Annotated in this window: 16 protein-coding genes; 9 read left to right on the top strand and 7 right to left on the bottom strand. The window is 71.7% G+C overall.

Going from position 1 to position 20,267, the window contains the following annotated elements; translation table 11 throughout:
* Nucleotides 1–15: 15 nt before the first annotated feature.
* Nucleotides 16–1,008 carry a phosphotriesterase-related protein gene (locus HCR68_RS11840; RefSeq protein ID WP_167149731.1) on the bottom strand — a complete coding sequence of 331 codons (993 nt, stop codon included), beginning with the start codon at nt 1,006–1,008 and terminating at the stop codon, nt 16–18.
* A gap of 263 nt (nt 1,009–1,271) precedes the next feature.
* Here HCR68_RS11840 and HCR68_RS11835 point away from each other — a divergent pair, with 263 nt between their 5' ends.
* The 5 genes from HCR68_RS11835 (at nt 1,272) to disA (ending at nt 8,472) form a co-directional block, all read left to right on the top strand.
* The gene (locus HCR68_RS11835; protein WP_167149729.1) at nt 1,272–2,231 is read left to right on the top strand and encodes a sugar-binding domain-containing protein; all 960 of its coding nucleotides are present in this window, start codon (nt 1,272–1,274) and stop codon (nt 2,229–2,231) included.
* 288 nt (nt 2,232–2,519) lie between these two features.
* A complete protein-coding gene (gene tkt / locus HCR68_RS11830; RefSeq protein ID WP_167149727.1) occupies nt 2,520–4,610 on the top strand; it encodes a transketolase in 2,091 nt (696 codons plus the stop codon).
* Nucleotides 4,611–4,847: 237 nt separating this feature from the next.
* Complete coding sequence (locus HCR68_RS11825; RefSeq protein WP_167149725.1) at nt 4,848–5,537, top strand: hypothetical protein; 690 nt, start codon at nt 4,848–4,850, stop codon at nt 5,535–5,537.
* A 150-nt stretch (nt 5,538–5,687) separates the two neighbouring features.
* Nucleotides 5,688–7,112 carry a DNA repair protein RadA gene (gene radA / locus HCR68_RS11820; RefSeq protein ID WP_167149723.1) on the top strand — a complete coding sequence of 475 codons (1,425 nt, stop codon included), beginning with the start codon at nt 5,688–5,690 and terminating at the stop codon, nt 7,110–7,112.
* 289 nt (nt 7,113–7,401) lie between these two features.
* The gene (disA, locus tag HCR68_RS11815; RefSeq protein ID WP_167149747.1) at nt 7,402–8,472 is read left to right on the top strand and encodes a DNA integrity scanning diadenylate cyclase DisA; all 1,071 of its coding nucleotides are present in this window, start codon (nt 7,402–7,404) and stop codon (nt 8,470–8,472) included.
* A gap of 66 nt (nt 8,473–8,538) precedes the next feature.
* On the opposite strand, the gene HCR68_RS14310 is transcribed toward disA, so the two are convergent.
* A complete protein-coding gene (locus HCR68_RS14310; RefSeq protein WP_243859085.1) occupies nt 8,539–9,840 on the bottom strand; it encodes a hypothetical protein in 1,302 nt (433 codons plus the stop codon).
* Between HCR68_RS14310 and HCR68_RS11805 the strand changes: the two genes are divergently transcribed.
* The gene (locus tag HCR68_RS11805; RefSeq protein ID WP_167149721.1) at nt 9,839–9,985 is read left to right on the top strand and encodes a hypothetical protein; all 147 of its coding nucleotides are present in this window, start codon (nt 9,839–9,841) and stop codon (nt 9,983–9,985) included. The genes HCR68_RS14310 and HCR68_RS11805 overlap by 2 nt on opposite strands.
* 64 nt (nt 9,986–10,049) lie before the next feature.
* On the opposite strand, the gene HCR68_RS11800 is transcribed toward HCR68_RS11805, so the two are convergent.
* The 5 genes from HCR68_RS11800 to HCR68_RS11780 all read right to left on the bottom strand — a co-directional run bounded on the left by HCR68_RS11800 (nt 10,050) and on the right by HCR68_RS11780 (nt 14,924).
* A complete protein-coding gene (locus HCR68_RS11800) occupies nt 10,050–11,087 on the bottom strand; it encodes an A/G-specific adenine glycosylase (RefSeq protein WP_208320599.1) in 1,038 nt (345 codons plus the stop codon).
* Nucleotides 11,088–11,244: 157 nt separating this feature from the next.
* Nucleotides 11,245–12,231 (bottom strand): hypothetical protein, encoded by a 987-nt coding sequence (locus HCR68_RS11795; RefSeq protein WP_167149719.1) that lies wholly within the window; start codon nt 12,229–12,231, stop codon nt 11,245–11,247.
* Between the two features lie 122 nt (nt 12,232–12,353).
* Nucleotides 12,354–12,839 (bottom strand): SRPBCC family protein, encoded by a 486-nt coding sequence (locus tag HCR68_RS11790; protein ID WP_167149716.1) that lies wholly within the window; start codon nt 12,837–12,839, stop codon nt 12,354–12,356.
* A 114-nt stretch (nt 12,840–12,953) separates the two neighbouring features.
* Nucleotides 12,954–13,574: an amino-acid N-acetyltransferase gene (locus HCR68_RS11785; RefSeq protein WP_167149714.1), complete on the bottom strand. Its 621-nt coding sequence runs from the start codon at nt 13,572–13,574 to the stop codon at nt 12,954–12,956.
* A 135-nt stretch (nt 13,575–13,709) separates the two neighbouring features.
* The gene (locus HCR68_RS11780) at nt 13,710–14,924 is read right to left on the bottom strand and encodes a sugar-binding domain-containing protein (RefSeq protein WP_167149712.1); all 1,215 of its coding nucleotides are present in this window, start codon (nt 14,922–14,924) and stop codon (nt 13,710–13,712) included.
* A gap of 515 nt (nt 14,925–15,439) precedes the next feature.
* Here HCR68_RS11780 and HCR68_RS11775 point away from each other — a divergent pair.
* The 3 genes from HCR68_RS11775 to glpK all read left to right on the top strand — a co-directional run bounded on the left by HCR68_RS11775 (nt 15,440) and on the right by glpK (nt 19,790).
* Complete coding sequence (locus HCR68_RS11775) at nt 15,440–17,239, top strand: glycerol-3-phosphate dehydrogenase/oxidase (RefSeq protein ID WP_167149710.1); 1,800 nt, start codon at nt 15,440–15,442, stop codon at nt 17,237–17,239.
* 169 nt (nt 17,240–17,408) lie between these two features.
* Nucleotides 17,409–18,149 carry an MIP/aquaporin family protein gene (locus HCR68_RS11770; RefSeq protein WP_167149708.1) on the top strand — a complete coding sequence of 247 codons (741 nt, stop codon included), beginning with the start codon at nt 17,409–17,411 and terminating at the stop codon, nt 18,147–18,149.
* A 93-nt stretch (nt 18,150–18,242) separates the two neighbouring features.
* The gene (glpK, locus tag HCR68_RS11765; protein WP_167149706.1) at nt 18,243–19,790 is read left to right on the top strand and encodes a glycerol kinase GlpK; all 1,548 of its coding nucleotides are present in this window, start codon (nt 18,243–18,245) and stop codon (nt 19,788–19,790) included.
* Nucleotides 19,791–20,267 lie beyond the last annotated feature (477 nt).

Raw genomic sequence — 20,267 nt, 5'->3', positions numbered from 1 at the left:
GCGTCTCCTCTCCTCTCATCCGGCCAGGGGCTCGAAGGCGAAGAAGGTGGCGGCGTTGCCCACCAGGAGGTCCTGGACGTAGGCGGGGTCGACGCCCTCGTCCTCGATGAGGCGGGGGCAGAAGACGGCCGGGTCGTAGTCGATGCCGGAGACCGACCCGTAGGCCTTCTGGTAGGAGGCCTTGCCCGAGTCGGTGCCCAGGAGGACCTGCTTGCCGTAGCCCTTGGCGCCCAGGGTCTTGATGAGCTCGACCCGGGCGTTGTCGGGCACGTACTTGATGCGGTTGGTGCCGTCGAGCTCGACGTAGGCGCCGGTGGCGACGATCTGCTCGTGAACCCACGGGTCCCAGTTGCGCTGGATGTGGCCGATGGCGATCCTCTCCGGGGCGACTCCCTGCTCGATGAGGAAGCGGGCCTGCTCGGGTCCGCAGGTGCCGGCGGTGACGTGGGTGTTGACGGGGGCGCCGGTCTCCTTGGAGGCGATGGCGACGGCCTTGCCGGTCTTGACCTCCCAGTCGGTGATCCGGCCGTAGGCGGTGGCCCACTTGATGCAGCCGGCCCTGATGTCGGTGCGCTTGACCAGCGGGCCCATGTAGTCGTGCTCATCGACGCCCTCGACGACGTCGGCGATGAGCAGGTCGGCGATCTCGGTGACCGTGTACTGGTTGACCCAGGACTGGCGCCACTCCAGGTAGACCTTCTGCTGGTGGAAGCCGGTGGCCTGGATGACCTGCAGGTCCGGGACGCGGTCGACGACGTCGCGCAGCAGGAGCACGCCGCGTCCCGAGGAGGCCGGGCACATGTCGACGATGGTGGCGCTGGGTGCGAAGCGCTTGGAGGCCTCGACGAAGGAGGTGGCCTCCTGGACCGCCTTGTCCTCGTCGATGAGGAGGTGGTCGGGATCGAGGTAGACCTCCCCCGCGCCGACGCGGATGAGGTGGTCGTGGGCGTTGACGACTCCGAGGCTCGCGGGGTCGACGTCGCCGTGGATGGTGCGGACGATGCCCATAGGGTCTTCTCCTCCAGACGGGTTCCGGGCGGGTGACGGCGGACAGATGGCAGGTGACCGGCAGCCGGGCCACTTGGGACCACTTGGGACCACTGAGGACCACTGCGCCCTGCCCACATCGGTCACGCTACGGAGACGGGTACCGACGCCGAAGGCGAGCGATGAACGGATGTTCAGATTGACGGTGCAACTGACGGGCGGGTTTCGGGAGAATCGTTGTCAGGACAAGAGATCAGACGATCACGATTGGATAACCTGAACGCATGTGTGCACAGCTGACTCGGGAGCGGGCCTCGCTGCTGCTGGAGGTGGCCCGCCTCTACTGGGACGAGGACCTCGACCAGGCGCGGATCGCCAGCAGGATGGGCTACTCGCGCCCCACGGTCTCGCGCATGCTCGCCGAGGCCCGCCGGCACGGGGTCGTCACCGTCACCGTCTCCCACCCCATCGAGCGGCTCATGGCCCTGGAGGAGCGGCTCACGCGGACCTTCGGGCTCAAGGAGGCGCGGGTGGCCGAGGACCGCGCCGACGGCGCCAGCGGCCCGGGAGCCGAGGTCGCCCGGGTGTGCGGTGACCTGCTCCTGGAGCACTGCGGTCCCCGCAGCGTCATCGCCGTGTCCAACGGCCGAGCCGTGGGCGCCGTCGTCCACCACCTGCCCGAGCGCGTCTGGCCGGAGTCGACGACGGTGGCGATGCTGGGCTCGGCCGGGGAGTCCTTCCTCCTCGAGGACGGCCCGGACATCTGCCGCAACCTGGCCCTGCGGCTGGGCGGCCACTACCGCTCGCTGCCGGTCCCCCTCGTCTTCGACTCCCTGAAGAATGCCCGTGCGGTGCGCAGCGAGGAGCGGGTGGCCACCACCCTGGAGCTCGCCGCCCGCAGCGACGTGGCGCTCACCGGCGTCGGCGCCGTCGGGGAGACGACGAGCAGCCCGCTGCTGCGCCGCTGGATGACGCCCGCCGTCATGCGCGAGTGCCGACGCAAGAACGTCGTCGCCCACGTCTGCGGGCACCACCTGGACGCCGCGGGCAACCACGTGCGCACGGCCCTGTGCGACCGCACCCTGTGCCTGGACCCCTCCCGGCTCAGCGAGATCCCCCTGGTCATCGGTGTGGCCGCGGGGCGGGACAAGGTCGAGGCCATGCGCGCGACCCTGCGCGGGGGCTACCTGTCCGCCCTCGTCACCGACGAGAGCACCGCCCGCTCCCTCCTGGAGGGGGCCTGAACGCACCACGGAACGAAACAGACCGGGCGGGATAGGTGCTCGAAGGCGTGGCGGGGCTGGCGGGAGCGGCGCGAGGAACGAGCGGCGCGGATGGTAGCCGAGAGCGGCTGTACCGCCCGGTCGGTACCTCCGAGTTGAACTGAACACGCGTTCACCTGTCTACTTGCTCGCCCCTGCCGAAGCGGGAAGGATCAGTCCTGATGCCCGGCCGCAGGTGCGCCGGCTGTACCAGCACGGCGCCCGCGGCTGCGAGCGACATGCACCCTCATGCACAAGGAGTCCTCAATTATGAGTGCTGAGCCGCTGCTCACCGACCTCGACCGTCAGACCATCGCGGTCTCCAAGGCCCTGGCCGCCGACGCCGTGGAGAAGGCGGGGTCGGGCCACCCCGGTACGCCGATCTCCCTGGCGGGGGTGGCGTGGCTGCTCTACCAGCGTGAGATGGTCCACGACCCGCTCGACCCGGGCTGGCTGGGGCGGGACCGGTTCGTCCTGTCAATCGGGCACGCCTCGCTGGTGCAGTACATCCAGCTGTTCCTGGCCGGCTACGACATCGATCTGGAGGGCTTCACGGCCTTCCGCTCCCCGGCGGGTCTGCCGGGCCACCCCGAGTTCGGTGAGGTGCCGGGGGTCGAGACGACGACCGGTCCGCTGGGGGCGGGCTTCGCCAATGCGGTGGGCCTGGCCATGGCGGCGCGGCGCGAGCACGGGCTGCTGGACGCGGGCACGCCGTTGGGCGAGTCGGTCTTCGACCACTTCGTCTACACGATCCTCGGTGACGGCTGCATGCAGGAGGGCGTCAGCTCCGAGGCCGCCTCCCTGGCCGGCACCCAGCAGCTGGGCAACCTCATCGCCATCTACGACGACAACGACATCTCCATCGAGGGCAACACGGACATCGCCTTCACCGAGGACCCCTCGGCCCGCTTCGAGGCCTACGGGTGGCAGGTGCTCGACGTCGACTGGCGCACCGGCCCCGACGGTTACGCCGAGGACCTGGAGGCGCTGCACGAGGCCGTCGTTGCGGCCCGCGCCGAGACGAGCCGGCCCACGCTCATCCGCCTGCACACGATCATCGCCTGGCCCTCTCCGACCAAGCAGGGCCAGGAGTCCTCCCACGGCGCCAAGCTCGGGGGCGAGGAGATCGCCGGGCTCAAGCGGGCCCTGGGCCTGGACCCTGAGCAGTCCTTCATCCTGCCCGACGACGTCGTCGCCCACGCCCGCACCCGGGCCGCGGAGAACACCAGGGCCGCCCGGGCGGTCTGGGACGAGCGTTTCGCGGCCTGGCAGCAGGCCAACCCCGACGCCGCCGCGCTGCTGGAGCGCCTGGAGGCCCACCGCCTGCCCGAGGGGCTCCAGGCGGCCCTGCCGACCTGGGAGGTCGGGGAGTCCCTGGCGACCCGAGCGGCGTCGGGCAAGGTGCTCTCCGCGCTGGCCGGCGTGGCGCCCGAGCTGTGGGGCGGGTCGGCGGACCTGGCCGGCTCGAACAACACGACCATGGCGGGCGAACCGTCCTTCCTGCCCGCCTCCCTGGCGCAGGCCGAGGGGGACGGGCCCTTCGGGCGCACGATCCACTTCGGTGTGCGCGAGCACGCCATGGGCTCGACCCTCAACGGGATCGCCCTGGACGGACTCACCCGCCCCTACGGGGGCACCTTCATGGTGTTCTCCGACTACATGCGTCCGGCGGTGCGTCTGGCGGCGCTCATGGGGATCGGCTCGATCTTCGTGTGGTCCCACGACTCCATCGGCGTGGGTGAGGACGGCCCCACCCACCAGCCGATCGAGCACCTGGCGGCGCTGCGCGCCATCCCGGGCCTGGCCGTCGTGCGCCCCGGGGACGCCAACGAGACCGCCGCGGCCTGGGCCGAGATCCTGCGCCGCCACGACGAGCCGGCCGGCATCGTCATCTCGCGTCAGAACCTCCCCGTGAGCGCCTCCGCCCGGGCGGCGGCCGACGGCGTGCGCCGCGGCGCCTACGTCCTGGCCGAGGCCACCGACGCCTCCGGCCAGCAGGTGAGCCCCGACGTCGTCCTGGTCGCCACCGGATCCGAGGTCGGCGTGGCCGTGGCCGCCCGCGACATTCTCCAGGGGCAGGGCACGCCCACCCGGGTCGTCTCCGCCCCCTGCCTGGAGTGGTTCGCCCAGCAGGACGAGGCCTACCGGGCCGAGGTGCTCCCCGCCGACGCCGCCAAGGTCTCCATCGAGACCGGTATCGCCATGGGATGGCGCGAGATCGTCGGTGACGCCGGCGAGATCGTCTCCCTGGACCACTACGGCACCTCCGCCGCCGGCACCACGCTGTTCGAGGAGTACGGCTTCACCGGGCAGAACGTGGCCGAGCGGGCCCGCCGGGCCCTGGCCCGCACGCGCGGCTGAGGCCACGCGACCGCCCCACCTCACCGAGCCGGGCATTTTTCGCGTAGCCCTACGGTTTTTCTGTAGGGCTACGCGAAAAATGCCCGGCTCGACGCATGAGAAACATATGTCACGGGGATACCACTCCCCATGCGGATCGGGTGACGAATCGGTCGATTTTGGGCACGCTGGGGTCCGGTCGCGCCACCGGGCGCACTGCGGAACAACGATCCCCGAACACAGAAAAGGCCGTCTCTCATGAGCACTCCCCCTCCTGCCCAGAACGACCCTCGGCTCTCCGACAGTGACAGCTCCGATGAGGAGCAGACCCCTCGCACCCGCTACTACTACCTCATCATGACCGTCGTGGTCCTGATCGCCGTCGTGATCGACATCGCGATCTACATCGGGATCATCACCAACGTTGAGGGGAGGGTACGCATCCCGTACCTGGTCTTCATTCTTCCCGTTGTCGTCGCTCTGGCGATCGGACGGTTCGCCGACGCGGCCCTGGCCAAGAGGTCTCCCCACCTGGTGCCCGGCTATGGGGCCCAGCAGTACCAGCCCCACCCCGGTGCGGCACCCGGGCAGCAGGGCTACGCTCAGATGCCCGGGAACCCGGTGCAGGGACAGCAGGCTTTGCACGGGCAGCCGGGCCAGTACGGTCAGCCCACCCAGCCGACGGCACCGCAGGGCACCGGCTACGGTCAGGCGCCCGGCCAGGTCCCCAACCAGGCTCCCGGACAGGTCCCCGGCCAGCAGGCAGCCCCCGGCGCACCGCAGCAGGCCCCTTACGGGCAGCCGCAGCAGCCGGGCCAGGTGCCGCAGCAGGGCCAGTACGGTCAGGCCCCCACTGACCAGGCCCCTCAGGCACCTCGGAACCAGCAGCCCTATGGTCAGGCCGGCCAGGGCGGCCAGCCGGGACAGACCGGACCGGTCGGCTACTGAGCTCCAAGGGTCCGGCCGCGTGGTGAGCGGGGCGCATCGCCCCCGTGCACCACGCGACCGGACCTCTCAGGCACGCAGGACGTCCTCGGGAACGACGTCGGCGCCGAGCCGCCCCGAATAGATGTCGGTGGCGCCCGATACGCTCCCGTCATGCCCGCAACGAAGAGTCCCAAGACCCCCAAGGTCTCCTACCAATGCACCGAGTGCGGCTGGTCCAGCCCCAAGTGGATGGGCCAGTGCCGGGAGTGCCGCGAGTGGGGAACCCTGGAGGAGGTCCAGGCCGTAGGAGCGCCGGGCGGGGCCGTCGGCGGCGGTGCCCTGGCCGCCACCAGCGCCGTGCGCCCGGTAGTGGCCGCCCGCCCCATCGGTGAGGTCAGCGCCACCGAGGCCCGGGCCCGTCCCACCGGGGTGGGCGAGCTGGACCGGGTCCTGGGAGGCGGGATCGTGCCGGGCGCCGTCGTGCTGCTGGCCGGTGAGCCCGGCGTCGGCAAGTCCACGCTTCTGCTCGACGTCGCGGCGAAGGCCGCCGCCGTGGCGCGCGAGCGCGGTGACGGCCCGGTCCTCTACGTCACCGGTGAGGAGTCCGCCTCACAGGTGCGGCTGCGGGCCGAGCGCATCGACGCCCTGGACCCGGGGCTGCTCCTGGCCGCAGAGACCGAGCTCGGGGCCCTGTTGGGGCACGTGGAGGCGGCCGGTCCCTCCCTGCTGGTGGTGGACTCGGTCCAGACCATCGCCTCGGCGCAGGTCGAGGGCAGTGCCGGAGGCGTCACCCAGGTGAGGGCGGTGGCCGGCGCGCTCATCGCGGTGGCCAAGGAGCGCGGTATCCCGGTGCTGCTCGTGGGGCACGTGACCAAGGACGGCGGGATCGCCGGGCCCCGGGTCCTGGAGCACCTGGTCGACGTCGTCGCCCAGTTCGAGGGTGACCGGCACGCCCGCCTGCGCCTGCTGCGGGCCGTCAAGAACCGCTATGGCCCCACCGACGAGGTCGGCTGCTTCGACCTGGGTGAACGGGGCATCGTGGGCCTGGCGGACCCCTCGGGCCTGTTCCTGTCCGCCGCCCGCTCCGAGGTGCCGGGCACCTGCGCCACCGTCACCCTGGAGGGGCGCCGCCCCATGCCGGTGGAGATCCAGGCGCTCGTGGCCTCCACCAACGCCGGCTCCCCGCGACGCACCACCTCCGGGGTGGACCACTCGCGCACGGCCATGGCGCTGGCGGTTCTCAGCGCCCGGCTGCGGGTGGACACCTCCAGCGCGGACGTCTACGTCTCCACCGTCGGTGGGGCGCGCGCCGTCGAGCCGGCCACGGACCTGGCGGTGGCCATCTCCGTGGTCTCAGCGGCGCGCAACCTGCCCACGCCCGCCGGGCTCGTGGCCTTCGGTGAAGTCGGTCTGACCGGGGAGGTGCGCGCCACCGTCGGCATCCAGCGGCGCCTGGCGGAGGCCTCCCGGCTCGGCTTCGACCGGGCGATCGTGCCGCTGGCGGGCTCGGCCGAGCTGCGTGAGGTCGCCGGGATGCAGGTCCTGCCGGTCTCGCACGTGGGTGAGGCCATGGGGGCGGCGCTGCCCCGTGGCTGAGGCGCCCAGGAGGGTCGAGAGCCCGAGCAGGAGGGATGGGACCATCCCCGGCGCGGTTGTCGATGCCGTGCCCGACGCCGTAGCCGCCCGCGGCCAACAGACCGAGCGGTCCAGTGTGGGAAGGCCCTCTCCGAGGGGCGGCCCGCCTGCCGATACCATGGGGCTGTGAGCACCGGCAGGTGCGCGCTCAACCGGATGGCGTGGAGCCGGATGGCCTGGAGCGCTCGCCCCGCCCCAGTGAGCACCCACCGTGCGAGCCCTTCCCGAGGACACCGCGAGATCAGGAGAGATGATGATCGAGGCCGCAGGCCAGCTGCGTGAGACGCTTGCGCTCATCGCTCCCGGCACCGTCCTTCGTGACGGCCTGGAGCGGATTCTGCGCGGTCGTACCGGGGCGATCATCGTGCTGGGCTTCGACCCGGTGGTCGAGGCCATCTCCTCCGGCGGCTTCCACCTGGACGTCGAGCTCTCCGCGGCCCGACTGCGCGAGCTGGCCAAGATGGACGGCGGCGTCGTCGTCGACATGGACACCGCCCGGATCCGGCGCGCCAACGTTCAGCTCCTGCCCAACGCCTCGATCCAGACCTCGGAGACGGGCATGCGCCACCGCACCGCCGAGCGCGTGGCCCGCCAGACCGGTTACCCGGTCATCTCCGTGAGCCAGTCAATGCGGATCATCTCCCTGTACGTGGACGGCAAGCGCCACGTCCTGGAGCCCAGCGAGTCGATCCTGGCCAGCGCCAACCAGGCGCTCTCGGCGCTGGAGCGCTACAAGGCCCGCCTCGACCAGACCTCCGCCGGTCTGGACTCCCTGGAGATCGAGGACCTCGTCACCGTCCGCGACGTCACCTCGGTGCTCCAGCTCATGGAGATGGTCCGCCGCATCTCCGCCGACATCGACTCCTACGTCCTGGAGCTGGGCACCGACGGGCGCCTCCTGGCCCTCCAGGTCGAGGAGCTCACCCGAGGCCTGCTCGCCGAGCACGGCTTCCTCCTGGAGGACTACCTGCCTGCGGGCCTGGACACCGCCACCGTGGACGCGCGTCTGAAGTGGGTGGGCTCCCCCGCCCTGCTGGACCTGGCGATGGTGGCGCGCTCCATGGGCCTGGGCGGTATCGACGGCCAGGACCTGGACGCCCAGGTCTCCCCACGCGGCCTGCGGATCCTGTCCAAGATCCCGCGCCTGCCCGTGGTGACGGCCCGGGCCGTCGTCGAGCAGTGGGGATCGCTGCAGGGGGTCCTGGGCGCCACCATCGAGGAGCTCGAGGCCGTCGAGGGCGTCGGCGCCCAGCGGGCCCGGACCCTGCGCGACGGGCTGTCCCGGCTGGCGGAGATCTCCGTCGTCGAGCGCTACTCCTGAGCCCTTCGACGCCGTTTCGAGATCGCCGACCGGCCCCGTCTCCCCCTGTCCAGCGGGGACGCGCGGTCAGCCGATGACGAAGACCCGGTCCTCGGTCAGGTCCTTGCCCCCCATGACGAAGTGGAAGCGGTAGGTCCCCGCACCGGCAGCGCTGCCGGGGGCGGTCTGGGCCTGGTCGGCCGAGGCGCTCGCGGAGGAGCCGTCTGTGGCACTGGAGTCGGCTGAGGCCGTGTTGCTCTGGTCGGTGGCCTGCGCGCTCACGCTGTCACTCGGTGCGGAGGAGGCCGAGGTCCCGGCCGGTGAGGCCGGGGCCGCCGTGGCGGCGGCGCAGTCGGAGGTGGCGGCATTCCCGTTCCACGTCACGCTGACGTCCGCGGCCTGTCCCGGAGGCAGAAGAAGAGGTCGCTCGGCCTGACCCACGGGACAGGTGACGGAGTCCCACACCTGCTGAGAGCCCGAGGAGACCCGTACCCCCACGGCCTGGCTGCCGGCGTCGAGCAGGCACGGTACCGAACCGTTGTTGACCAGGGAGATGGAGAAGGTCGCCCCCGCACCGACGCCCACGGACTCCGGGCCCTGGACGGTATTCGACAGCGACGAGGGGTCGCAGGCCACCGGCGTGGGGTAGACGGTGTGCACCTGGGCGGCGGCGCGCTCCTCGTCCTGGCTGCGGATGGTGCCGCGCACCCAGAGGTACCCGACGATGACGGCCACCACGAGCAGCAGGAGGAACAGCAGCACGCCGCCCAGTACCAGGGTGCGGCGCAGGCCGTAACGGGGCTGGGGAGGGATCGGCTTGCGCAGTCGGCCGCTGCGAGGCTGGTCCGGACCCTGCGAAACCGAGTCGGGGGCGCCGGTGAGCCGCCCACCGCCGATATGTGCCCACTGGGCGCCCTTGCCCCAACCGTGACGACGACCGGAGCGGCCGGCCTGGGTCGAGCTCGTGCGGGCGGACTGAGCGGTCCCCGGAGCGGCCTGCCGTGAGCGAGCCGCTGAGGAGCCCTGGGAGTTCTGCGAGTTCTGGGAGGCCTGAGAGCGTCGCCGGCTCTTGCCGGACTGACCCGACTTGCCCGAGCCTGCGCCGGAGGGTCTGCCCGTCTGCCCCGAGCGCAGGGGGCGCCCGGTCTGCTTGGCGCCGGAGGGGCGACTCCCTCGGGCCTTGTCCTGGGAGCCGGTGCTCCTTCCCCGCGAGGACCTGGCCGATCCACCGCCGGATCGGGACGAGGAGGATTGTCCGCCGCCTGCCGGCCGGTGGGGTCGGGACTGGGATCCCGAGGACGAACGGCCTACCGAGGAGCCCGCGCCGCGACGGGCCGAGCCCCGCCGTCCTGCGCCTTCCCCATGACTGCGTCCGCGTCCTTTGGCCATGGCCACGACTCTACCGGCGCAGTGCCCCCGGGGCCGTGAGCGCCTCGCCCGGGCGGTGCGCCGATCCATGACCGCCATCGCTGTCCGCACGAGCCTGCGCTCACCGCCCCCGTCTCGCGGACGCACCATGGACCCCGAGGGCTGATCCCCCGGTGGCTCCGCGAGCCTGAGGGCGCGTTCGCGCGCTCGGTGGCGAGCTCGACGGGCGACTACGGGAGCCGGTAGATGGCGCCGTCGTCGTCGGTGGCGATGAGCCCGTCGACCAGGAGGGTGGTCAGGGCGCGCCCGGGCTGATCGGGGTCGGGCGCGCCGGCGCCGCTGGCCCGCGATCCCGCCCGCGCGGCGCAGGCCACGAGCTCCCCGGCCTCCACGGGTCGCCCGTCGACCGCCTCGCGCAGGCGGGCCATGACCAGGCCACGGGCCTGGCGGTCGGTGCCGTGCCAGGCCTGGGTACGACGTCGGCCCGCGTGGACATCCACGGGACGGCCGGCTGCCAGCCAGGCGCAGTCGCCGCGCCAGGGGCAGGCGGTGCAGTCGGGTTCGCGGGCGGTGCAGACCAGGGCGCCGAGCTCCATGACGGCCACCGACCAGTGGGCGGCGGTGGCGTCGTCGGCGGGCAGCAGGTGCAGGGCCCGCTCGCGCTCGGCCCGGTTGAGGTTGGGCGCGGGAAGGGCCTGGCCGCCGACGGCGCGCGCCAGGACGCGTCTGACATTCGTGTCCAGCACGAGCGCGCGGCGCCCGTGGGCGAAGGCGAGGACGGCGCCGGCCGTGTACTCCCCCACCCCGGGCAGGGCCAGGAGGGCGTCGAGGTCGTCGGGCAGGACGCCGTCGTGCTGCTCGACGACGCTGCGGGCGCACTCGATGAGCCGCAGCGCCCGGCGCGGATAGCCCAGGCGTCCCCAGACCCGCAGCACCTCGGCGGTGGGGGCCTGGGCGAGCTCGGCGGGCCCCGGCCAGCGGCGCATCCACTCCTGCCAGGCGGGGATGACGCGGGCCACCGGGGTCTGCTGGCTCATGACCTCCGAGACGAGGACCTCCCACGGCGTCGTTCCGGGTCGGCGCCATGGCAGGTCCCGGGCATGGGCGTCGTACCAGGCGATGACGGCCTGCGTCGAGGGCTCGCCCGGCACGGCGGGCTCAACGGGCAGCGGCACCGACGCGACCGCGGGCACGGTGTGCACGGACGGCACCGACGATGCGGACGGCGCAGCGACGATCGTGTCACGAGAGGCGGGGCGGACAGGCACGGGAGACACCGTAGCGGCAGCGGCTTGGACGGGGCTGGTCGCCTTATCGCACCTGGCCCTCAGAACCCTTGCGATCCTCGAGCTCGAGCCTTAGGTCGTGAGCTCGTACCCTTACCCCACGATTTCGAGACCTACCCCACGATCTCGCGAGAGGTCGTCAGAGACGCAGACCCTGACGGCGCTCCTGGCGCTCCCGGAGTCCCTGCTGAATGCCGAGAACCCCGCCCAGCTCGACGTACTCCCCCGTCTCCTGGGTGTACCCGCGCGCCACGGCCCAGTCCCAGATACGGTCCAGCTCGGCGGCACCCTTGCGCTCCAGCGCCTCACCGCTGATACCGGACCAGCTCAGACCGGTCAGGGAGACGGCCTTGCCGTCGTTGTCGACGACATGCGCCTCGGCGTGCCGGACCTGAACCTTTCCGGCGGCGGCGTTCATGGCCGCCGGCGCGCCGGAGACCTTGACGAACAGGCCCGTGCGAGACCGGGGCCAGGGGATGTCACGGCCTCTGCCTCCGACCCCATGATGGATGCCGGTCGCATCGAGCACCGTGCGCACCGACATGAGCAGCATGACGCCGAGCAGTAGGAGCACTGCAATGAGGAGGAGGATGGCGAAGCTGCCCGTCACTCCGTGGTCGATGAGCTCCTTGACCGCCGCGGCCAGGCACACCAGCCCGAATCCGCCGCCCACGATGAGCTGGATGCGGCTGGCGGTCGTCGCCGTGGGCTTAAGGACCAGCCTGTCCTGCTCGACGGGGATCGGGCCGAGCTGAGAGGGCTGGTAGTCGGCCTGCGGGACCGACGACGGCTGCGGGGCAGCCGGCGCGCCATAGGTCTGACCGTAGCCCGGCCGGCCTGCTGCGGTCTGACCGCCGTTCCGCCCGTACCCCATCTGTCCGTGCTGGGCGTAGGGGGCGGGCTGCTGGGGCCGGCCGTACTGTCCGTCCTGAGCCTGTTGACCGGATTGAGCAGGAGCACCGTACTGACCGTCCTGACCGTACTGACCGTCCTGAACCGGCTGACCGGGCTGGGCGGGCTGGGCGGAACCACCGTACTGAGCCGCCTGACCGGGGTGGCCGTACTGGAGCTGAGGCCCGGGCTGGGGCTGCTGACCGTAGGGACCGTTGACCGGTGGCTGACTCATGAGCACCTCTCTCGTCGGGCCGCTGCGGGCCCCGGGGCTTCAAGGGAAGACCTGGTCAGGCTAACGCCCCGCTCGCGCGGTGTCCTGAGGCAGAACTCCCCATCGGCGGCTGCCTTTGCCGGCTACCTGCCGCCGCTGAGACGACGCAGCACGCGCACCCGCGGGCTCCAGGTCGCGGGCCGAGCCACCAGGCCGGTCGCCTCCCGCTCGGCATTGTCGAAGAGGTCCTCGACGACGGCGTCGTGGAGGGGCTCGACCATGACCGGGAACGCGAGCCGCATGGCACCGCTGGTGCGCCCGATGAGGACGTGACGGATGCGGGTGCGCCCCTCGTCCAGGGCGTCGAGGCTCAGCTCGTGCGCACCGATGATCCCCGTGCGCGGGTGGAAGGTGAACCGTACCCGCCGGCCGGGCTCGTACTCGCTGACGTAGTAGCGGATGGCGCCGTGCCCTCCGTCGGCCCCCGGCGCCAGGGGCCGGTCCAGGGCCATCGGGGGCCAGCTCCGCGAGGGCCAGAGACGGTCGCCCCTCTGCCCCAGCCCATCGAGCAGGACGCCCAGGGACTCGATCGGCGCGTTGATGACGCGTTCGTGGACGTTGCGGATCATGGCCGCTCCTCCAGTGTCGTCAGTTGCTTGTCCGGAAGGATCGCGCCCGAGGCCGCGGAAGGTCGGGCGCGGCGCGCCCGAGCCCGGCCCCTCAACCCGTTCGGACCCGCAGACTCACAGATGCAGGAGCATGCGGGCATTGCCCAGGGTGTTGGGCTTGACCCGGGCCAGGTCGAGGAACTCGGCCAGGCCGTCGTCGTGGGAGCGCAGCATCTCGGAGAAGACGTCCGCGCCCACGGGTGTGCCCTCGATCGGCTCAAAACCGTGAGCTCCGAAGAAGGGCTCCTCGAAGGTCAGGCAGAACACCCTCTTGAGCCCCATCTCCCGGGCCTGCGCGATGAGCTCGCGCAGGATGGCAGAGCCGAGCCCGGTTCCCAGGGCGTCGGGGTGGACGGCCAGGGTGCGCACCTCGGCGATGTCGTCCCACATGACGTGCAGCGCCCCGCATCCCACGATCCTGGGTGCGGCAGGCGCCTGCCCGTCATCAGTCCCGGCGCCCGGTACCTCCTCGGCGACGATGAACTCCTGGATGTCCTCGAAGTAGGAGATGAGGTCCTTGGAGATCAGGACGCGGCGCTCGGCGTAGGGGCGCACGAGGTCGGCGATGGCGCGCACGTCCGCCGGACGCGCCGGTCGCAGGACGCGGCGCGCGCCGTCGACCCCGTAGACCTCGACCCGGTGCGTCGCCCGGTCGGCCGGGCGGTGCTCGTCTGGTGTGACAGCCGTGCTGCTCATCGTCGTCCGTATTCCGTCATTCCGTAGGGCTCGGTTCTCTTCTGACGGCTCGCGCGGCCGGCGCTCCACCGGTCACGTCGGGGCCGTGAGCAGACCGCAGCGCGATCCGGGCCCACATCCTGCCACGTCCACGACTCATCGCGAACCGCCTCCCACCTGGCCCCGGGCCTCGGCGAGCTCCAGGACGGCGCGGGCCGTGGCGTCGTCGACGACGAGATCGGTGGCGGTCCGGGCGCGCAGCGCGGCCAGGAGGGCCCGGGCCTTTCCGGTCCCGGCGGCCACGCACAGGCGGCGCGGGATCCGGGCGAGCTGGGCCGGCGTCGGGCCGGTGGCCCGGGCATTGAGGGTGACGTCACGCCAGGAGCCGTCGGCGCGCAGCAGCACGGTGCACACGTCCCCCACCACGTTCTGGCGGCGCAGGACGGCCTGGTCCCGGGCGGTGAGGTGGCCGCCCTCGTAAACCTGGGAGGGCAGGGCCCCGTTGAGGGCGTCGAGGGCGCCGACACCGAAGACGGCCAGGCTCGCACGGCGCGTCACCGCCAGGACCCGCTTGACCGAGCGCTCCGACCACATGGCCTCACGGGTGGCCACGTGGTCGAAGAAGGCCGGAACCGGGAAGGAGATCGTGCGGGCACCCAGCGAGTCGCGCAGGCGCGAGAGGACCTCGCCGGCGCTGGGGCCCTCGCGCATCGGGTCCGAGGCTCCGTTGAGCTGGACGACGGTCAGCCCCGGGACCGGGCGCGAGGGCAGGGCGGCACTGACCTCCGACATGGTGGTGCCCCAGGCGACGCCGACGACGGCGCCCCCGTCCCCGTCCCGGTTCGTGCTCTCCCGGCCCGCACTGTCTCCCGAGGAGTGACGAACAGTGCCGGCGCGGCGGCCGCGAGCCCCGCCGTCGGAGTCCGACGGTCCCCGGACCGGTCCCTGAGCGCCCAGCCCGCCGGCTCCGCCCTGCTCGACCAGGGCCTCGATGAGGTCGACCATGTGCGCGGCGGCGACGGAGGCGACCTGCTGGAGGCGGTGGATCTCCGTGGTGCCCTCGCGCACCGGGACGATGTGGGTACGCACCCCGAAGGCCTGCTCCATCCGCCCCTCCAGGGAGCCTGCGCCGCCGGGCTGAACGAGGGAGACCCGCACGATCCCCTCCTGGCGGGCGCGCGCCAGGAGACGGGAGACGGTGGAGCGCGAGACCCCCAGGTGGTGGGCGATCACCTCCATCGTCTCGCCCTGGACGTAGTACATGGAGGCCGCCTCGTAGGCGCGCACGAGTCCGCCGGGGTCGGCGGGACTCGCCGCGACGTCAGGGGCGCCACAAGCATCAGGGGCGCTGGGGACGGTTCTGCCGGTCACGTCGATCTCCTGAGCCCTCTCGGTCCTCACTGTCCTTCACTGTCTTCTCCTGTCCTTCCCCTGTCCGTCCTCTCCTGGCACTGACGGGCACCGACGTCTTCGCGGCGGGGCCGTTGCGCGCCCCGGGACGGGCCGGGAGCACCCGGTTCTCATCCCACACAACATCAGATGTCCTCTTCGGAAGGAGCGTCTGCGCAGGTAGACGGACATCCTTGTAGAGGTCCTCAAACAGTCGTGCACGTTCGTGCACGTACCTTGCGCATTCTTCCACATGCGGCGACAGTGGTGACCACCGCCACGGTGGACCCGTGCGAGCGCAACGGGACGCAGCAGGGCGCGGCAGGACCCGGTATCGGGCCCCGGTACCACGCACCGGACCTGAGACTCGGCCCGCCCCCGTCCGGCACCCCGGTCAACGCCGATCGGGACTCGTTGACCTCGCCGACCCGCACCGGCCGTACCGGCCCACACAGACCCATCCACCCGACCTCACGACCCGTAGGAGCCCAGGAGCCATGACCTCCACCCACACCCCCTCCTCGAAGAAGACCTCCGCCCGCAGCTCCGCAGCCGGCCCCTCCTACCCCGCCCCCACGCACGACACCGCCCTCAACGCCGCCCAGCGCGAGCGCGCCCTGGAGGAGATGTCCTCCTCCGAGGGTCTGGACGTCCTCGTCGTCGGCGGCGGCGTCACCGGCGCCGGCATCGCCCTGGACGCGGCCGCCCGCGGCCTGCGCACCGGCATCGTGGAGATGGGCGACTGGGCCTCGGGCACGTCCTCATGGTCCTCCAAGCTCGTCCACGGCGGCCTGCGCTACCTCTACCAGCTCAACTTCGCCCTCGTGCACGAGGCCCTCACCGAGCGCGGCCGTCTGCTGACCACCACCGCGCCGCACCTGGTCAAGGCCCAGCCCTTCCTGTGGCCGCTCAAGCACCACTACGAGCGCTCCTACTCGGCGGTCGGCGTGGGCATGTACGACGCCCTGGCCCTGGCCGGCGCCCGCGGCCACAAGACCGTGCCGATCCAGCGCCACCTGGGCCGCAAGGGAACCTCGGCCCTGGCCCCCTCGCTGGACACCAGCGGCCTGGCCGGCTCCATCCGCTTCTTCGACGCCCGCGTCGACGACGCCCGCCTGGTCATCGACCTGGTGCGCACCGCCGTCGGCCTGGGGGCGCTGGCCGCCAACCGCACCAAGGTCACCGGCTTCATCACCGACGAGCGCGGCCACGTCCACGGCGCCCGCGTCACCGACCTGGCCACCGGCGAGGCCCACGAGATCCGGGCCAGGCGCACCATCAACGCCGCCGGCGTGTGGACCGAGGACGTCCAGGACCTGGCCACCGACGCCGGGGGCCTGAAGGTCCTGGCCTCCAAGGGCATCCACATCGTGGTCCCCAAGGAGGCCATCGACGCCGAGACCGGGGTGTTCCTGCGCACCGAGAAGTCCGTCCTGTTCATCATCCCCTGGCCCGAGTACTGGGTCATCGGCACCACCGACACCCCCTGGGACCTGGACGTCTCCAAGCCCGTGGCCACCGCCGCCGACGTCGACTACATCCTCGAGCACGCCAACTCCGTGTTGTCCCGGCCCATCACGCGCGAGGACATCATCGGCGTCTACGCGGGCCTGCGGCCCCTGCTCCAGCCCAAGCTCAAGCCGGGCGCGGAGGCCGCCTCCACGAAGGTCTCCCGCGAGCACACGGTCACCCGCATCGCCCCGGGCCTGACCGCCATCGCCGGCGGCAAGCTGACCACCTACCGGGTCATGGCCTCCGACGCCGTCGACCACGCCCTGGGCGAGGCCCTCGCCCACGCCCACCCCTGCGCCACCCAGGAGCTGCCGCTGGTGGGTGCGGCCGGCTACCACGCCCTGGCCAAGCGGGCCGGGCGGATCGCCGGCGAGCGCGGCTGGACCCTGGAGCGGGTCACCCACCTGCTGGACCGCTACGGCGACGAGACCCCGGCCCTGCTGGCCTCCATCGATGAGGCCGACGCCAGCTCGCGCCTGGGCGAGCCGCTGGAGGAGGCCCCCACCTACCTGCGCGCCGAGGTCGCCTGGGCCGTCACCCACGAGGGCGCCGAGAGCCTCGACGACGTCCTGCTGCGGCGAGTGCGTCTGGACCTGTCCCGCCGTGACCGGGGCCTGGCGGCCGCCGACGAGATCCTTGAGATCATGGCGCCCCTGCTGGGCTGGTCGAAGGAGGACATCGCCGCCCAGAAGGAGGCCTACGCCCAGCGCGTGGCCCAGATCGCCGCGGCCGAGGCCGAGTTGACCGACGACGCTGCGGTGGCGCACATCACCGAACCGATCTAGGCTCCTGCCGGCCGAGCGGACCGAGCCGGTACCGCTCGGCCGGACGACCCCGTGCGACCCGCTGTTCCCGGCGGAGGCGGGCAGCACGTCAACCCATCACCCATCGAGAAACCGGACCACGCCGGTGCCGTCCGAACCCGCACAACGTCGTGCAGAAAGAGAGCCGCACATGTCTGCGACCCTGCCCCAGATATTCGCCTCGGAGGCATTTGGGACATTCTTCCTCATCCTCCTGGGCTGCGGCGTCGTCGCCGGTGTCGCGCTGCCCACCTCCAAGGCCAAGGACGGCGGCTGGATCGTCGTCACCATGGCGTGGGGGCTGGCGGTCTTCGTGGGCGTCTACGCCGCCTACAAGACCGGAGCGCACCTCAACCCGGCCGTCACCATCGGCCTGGCGGTCGCCGGACGGGACCTGGCCGAGGGGATCCCCGCCTCGGCCACCACCATCCTCGTCTACTTCGCCGCCCAGATGGTGGGCGCCATGGCGGGCGCCGCCGCCGTGTGGCTGGCCTACAAGAAGCAGTTCGACGAGAAGGCCGACGCCGCCGCCAAGCTGGGCGTGTTCGCCACCGGCCCGGCCGTGCGCTCCTACGGCTGGAACGTCGTCACCGAGGCCCTGGGAACCTTCGTCCTGCTGGCCTGGATCATCGCCTCGGGCAAGACCCCCACCGAGCTCGGCCCGCTGGCCGTCGCCCTGGTCATCGTCGTCATCGGCCTGAGCCTGGGCGGCCCCACCGGCTACGCCATCAACCCGGCCCGTGACCTGGGCCCGCGCATCACCCACGCCCTCCTGCCCATCCCGGGCAAGGGCGGCTCGGACTGGGCCTACTCCTGGGTCCCGATCGTCGGCCCGATCATCGGAGCCGTCGCCGCCGGGCTCATCGTCCCCCGCATCGCCGGCCTGTTCTGATCCAGGCCCGACACAGTATCGCTGCGACCCGCGGGCCTGACCGCACCGCAGCCCTCACCACAGCCCCTCACAACGCAGTGAAAGGACAATTCCTTGAGCCCCAACAGCACAGCTGACAGCCCTGAGAAGAAGTACGTCCTGGCCATCGACCAGGGAACGACCTCCTCACGCGCCATCCTGTTCAACCACGACGGCGAGATCGTCGCCGTCGACCAGAAGGAGCACGAGCAGATCTTCCCGCGCGCCGGCTGGGTCGAGCACAACGCCGTCGAGATCTGGGACAACATCCGCTCCGTCGTCGGCGGGGTGCTCGCCAAGGCGCAGGTCAACCGCCACGAGATCGCCTCGGTGGGTATCACCAACCAGCGCGAGAGCGCCGTCGTGTGGGACAAGAACACCGGCGAGCCCGTCTACAACGTCATCGTCTGGCAGGACACCCGCACCCAGAAGATCTGCGACCGCCTGGCCGGAGACGAGGGACCGGACAAGTACAAGGACCGTGTGGGCCTGGGCCTGGCCACCTACTTCGCCGGTCCCAAGGTCACCTGGGTCCTGGAGAACGTCAAGGGCGCCCGCGAGCGCGCCGAGGCCGGCGACCTCCTCATGGGCACCATGGACACCTGGACCCTGTGGAACCTCACCGGGGGCGTCAACGGCGGCGTGCACGCCACCGACGTCACCAACGCCTCGCGCACGATGCTCATGAACATCGACACCCTGGACTGGAACCCGGAGATCTGCGCGGACATGGGCATCCCCATGTCGATGCTCCCCGAGATCCGGCCTTCCTCGGGAGTGTTCGGCCACGGCCGCAAGAACGGCCTGCTGGTGGACACCCCCATCAGCGGGATCCTCGGCGACCAGCAGGCGGCCACCTTCGGCCAGGCCTGCTTCGAGAAGGGCCAGGCCAAGAACACCTACGGCACCGGCTGCTTCATGCTCATGAACACCGGCACCACCCCGGTGCGCAGCGAGAACGGGCTGCTGACCACCGTGTGCTACCAGATCGGCGATGAGCCGGCCGTCTACGCCCTGGAGGGCTCGATCGCCGTGGCCGGCTCACTGGTGCAGTGGCTGCGTGACAACCTGGGCATCATCACCGACTCCAAGGACATCGAGGCGCTGGCCGCCAGCGTCGAGGATAACGGCGGGGCCTACTTCGTGCCGGCCTTCTCCGGGCTGTTCGCGCCGCACTGGCGCCCCGACGCCCGCGGCGCCCTGGTGGGCCTGACCCGCTACGTCAACAAGGCCCACATCGCCCGGGCAGTGGAGGAGTCGACCGCCTTCCAGACCCGCGAGGTCCTCGAGGCCATGAACGCGGACTCCGGGCAGGCCCTGACCGAACTCAAGGTCGACGGCGGCATGACCCGCGACGAGCTGCTCATGCAGTTCCAGGCCGACCAGGTGGGCGTGCCCGTCGTGCGCCCGAAGGTCGCCGAGACCACGGCGCTGGGGGCGGCCTATGCCTCCGGCATCGCGGTGGGCTTCTGGTCGGGCACCCAGGACGTCATCGACAACTGGGCCGAGGACAAGCGCTGGGAGCCGGCCATGGAGGAGGCCGAGCGCGAGCGGCTCTTCCGCAACTGGAACAAGGCCGTCCAGCGCACCCTGGACTGGGTGGACGAGGACGTTGTCGAGTAGCAGCCCGACGCTGAACCGGTTGACGGCCGGTTGACGGCCGCCTCGGCGGACGCCCGGACACGTCATCGTCCCGCGCACAGCACCCCGGCGCCGCCGGCGGGCCCACCTCCCCCATGGGCCCGTCGGCGGCGCCGTTCATCATGACCTCACACGTCTGAGACAGCCGGGGCCCGGCCGGTCTCGGCCGATGTGTCACGAATGGAGACTTTTACCCCGCGCAGCCTCCCGTCCGGCCCAGGCCTCGCGCACATCCACGCAGGTCGGCGCGGTTTCGCCAGGGAAATGACCTCGGAACCAGCTGGAATAGTCGCCAATCGTGACACGGTGGCGGTCTCAGGAACCCACCTAGTTGTACTTCCTCGGGAGGTTGTGAACAGGGCTGAGGTTGTGTGAAGGCCTCCGGCAGGATGTGGGTTGACACATCGCATCACTGACCGGAGGCCTTCATGACCCACGCTAACGCACCGCTGACCCCCA

Origin of the sequence: Actinomyces sp. ZJ308 (genome assembly GCF_011752065.1) — a bacterium.
In the GTDB taxonomy this organism is placed as follows: domain Bacteria; phylum Actinomycetota; class Actinomycetes; order Actinomycetales; family Actinomycetaceae; genus Actinomyces.
Note: the sequence above shows the minus strand (reverse complement) of the source record. Positions and strands in the feature narration are given on the sequence as shown.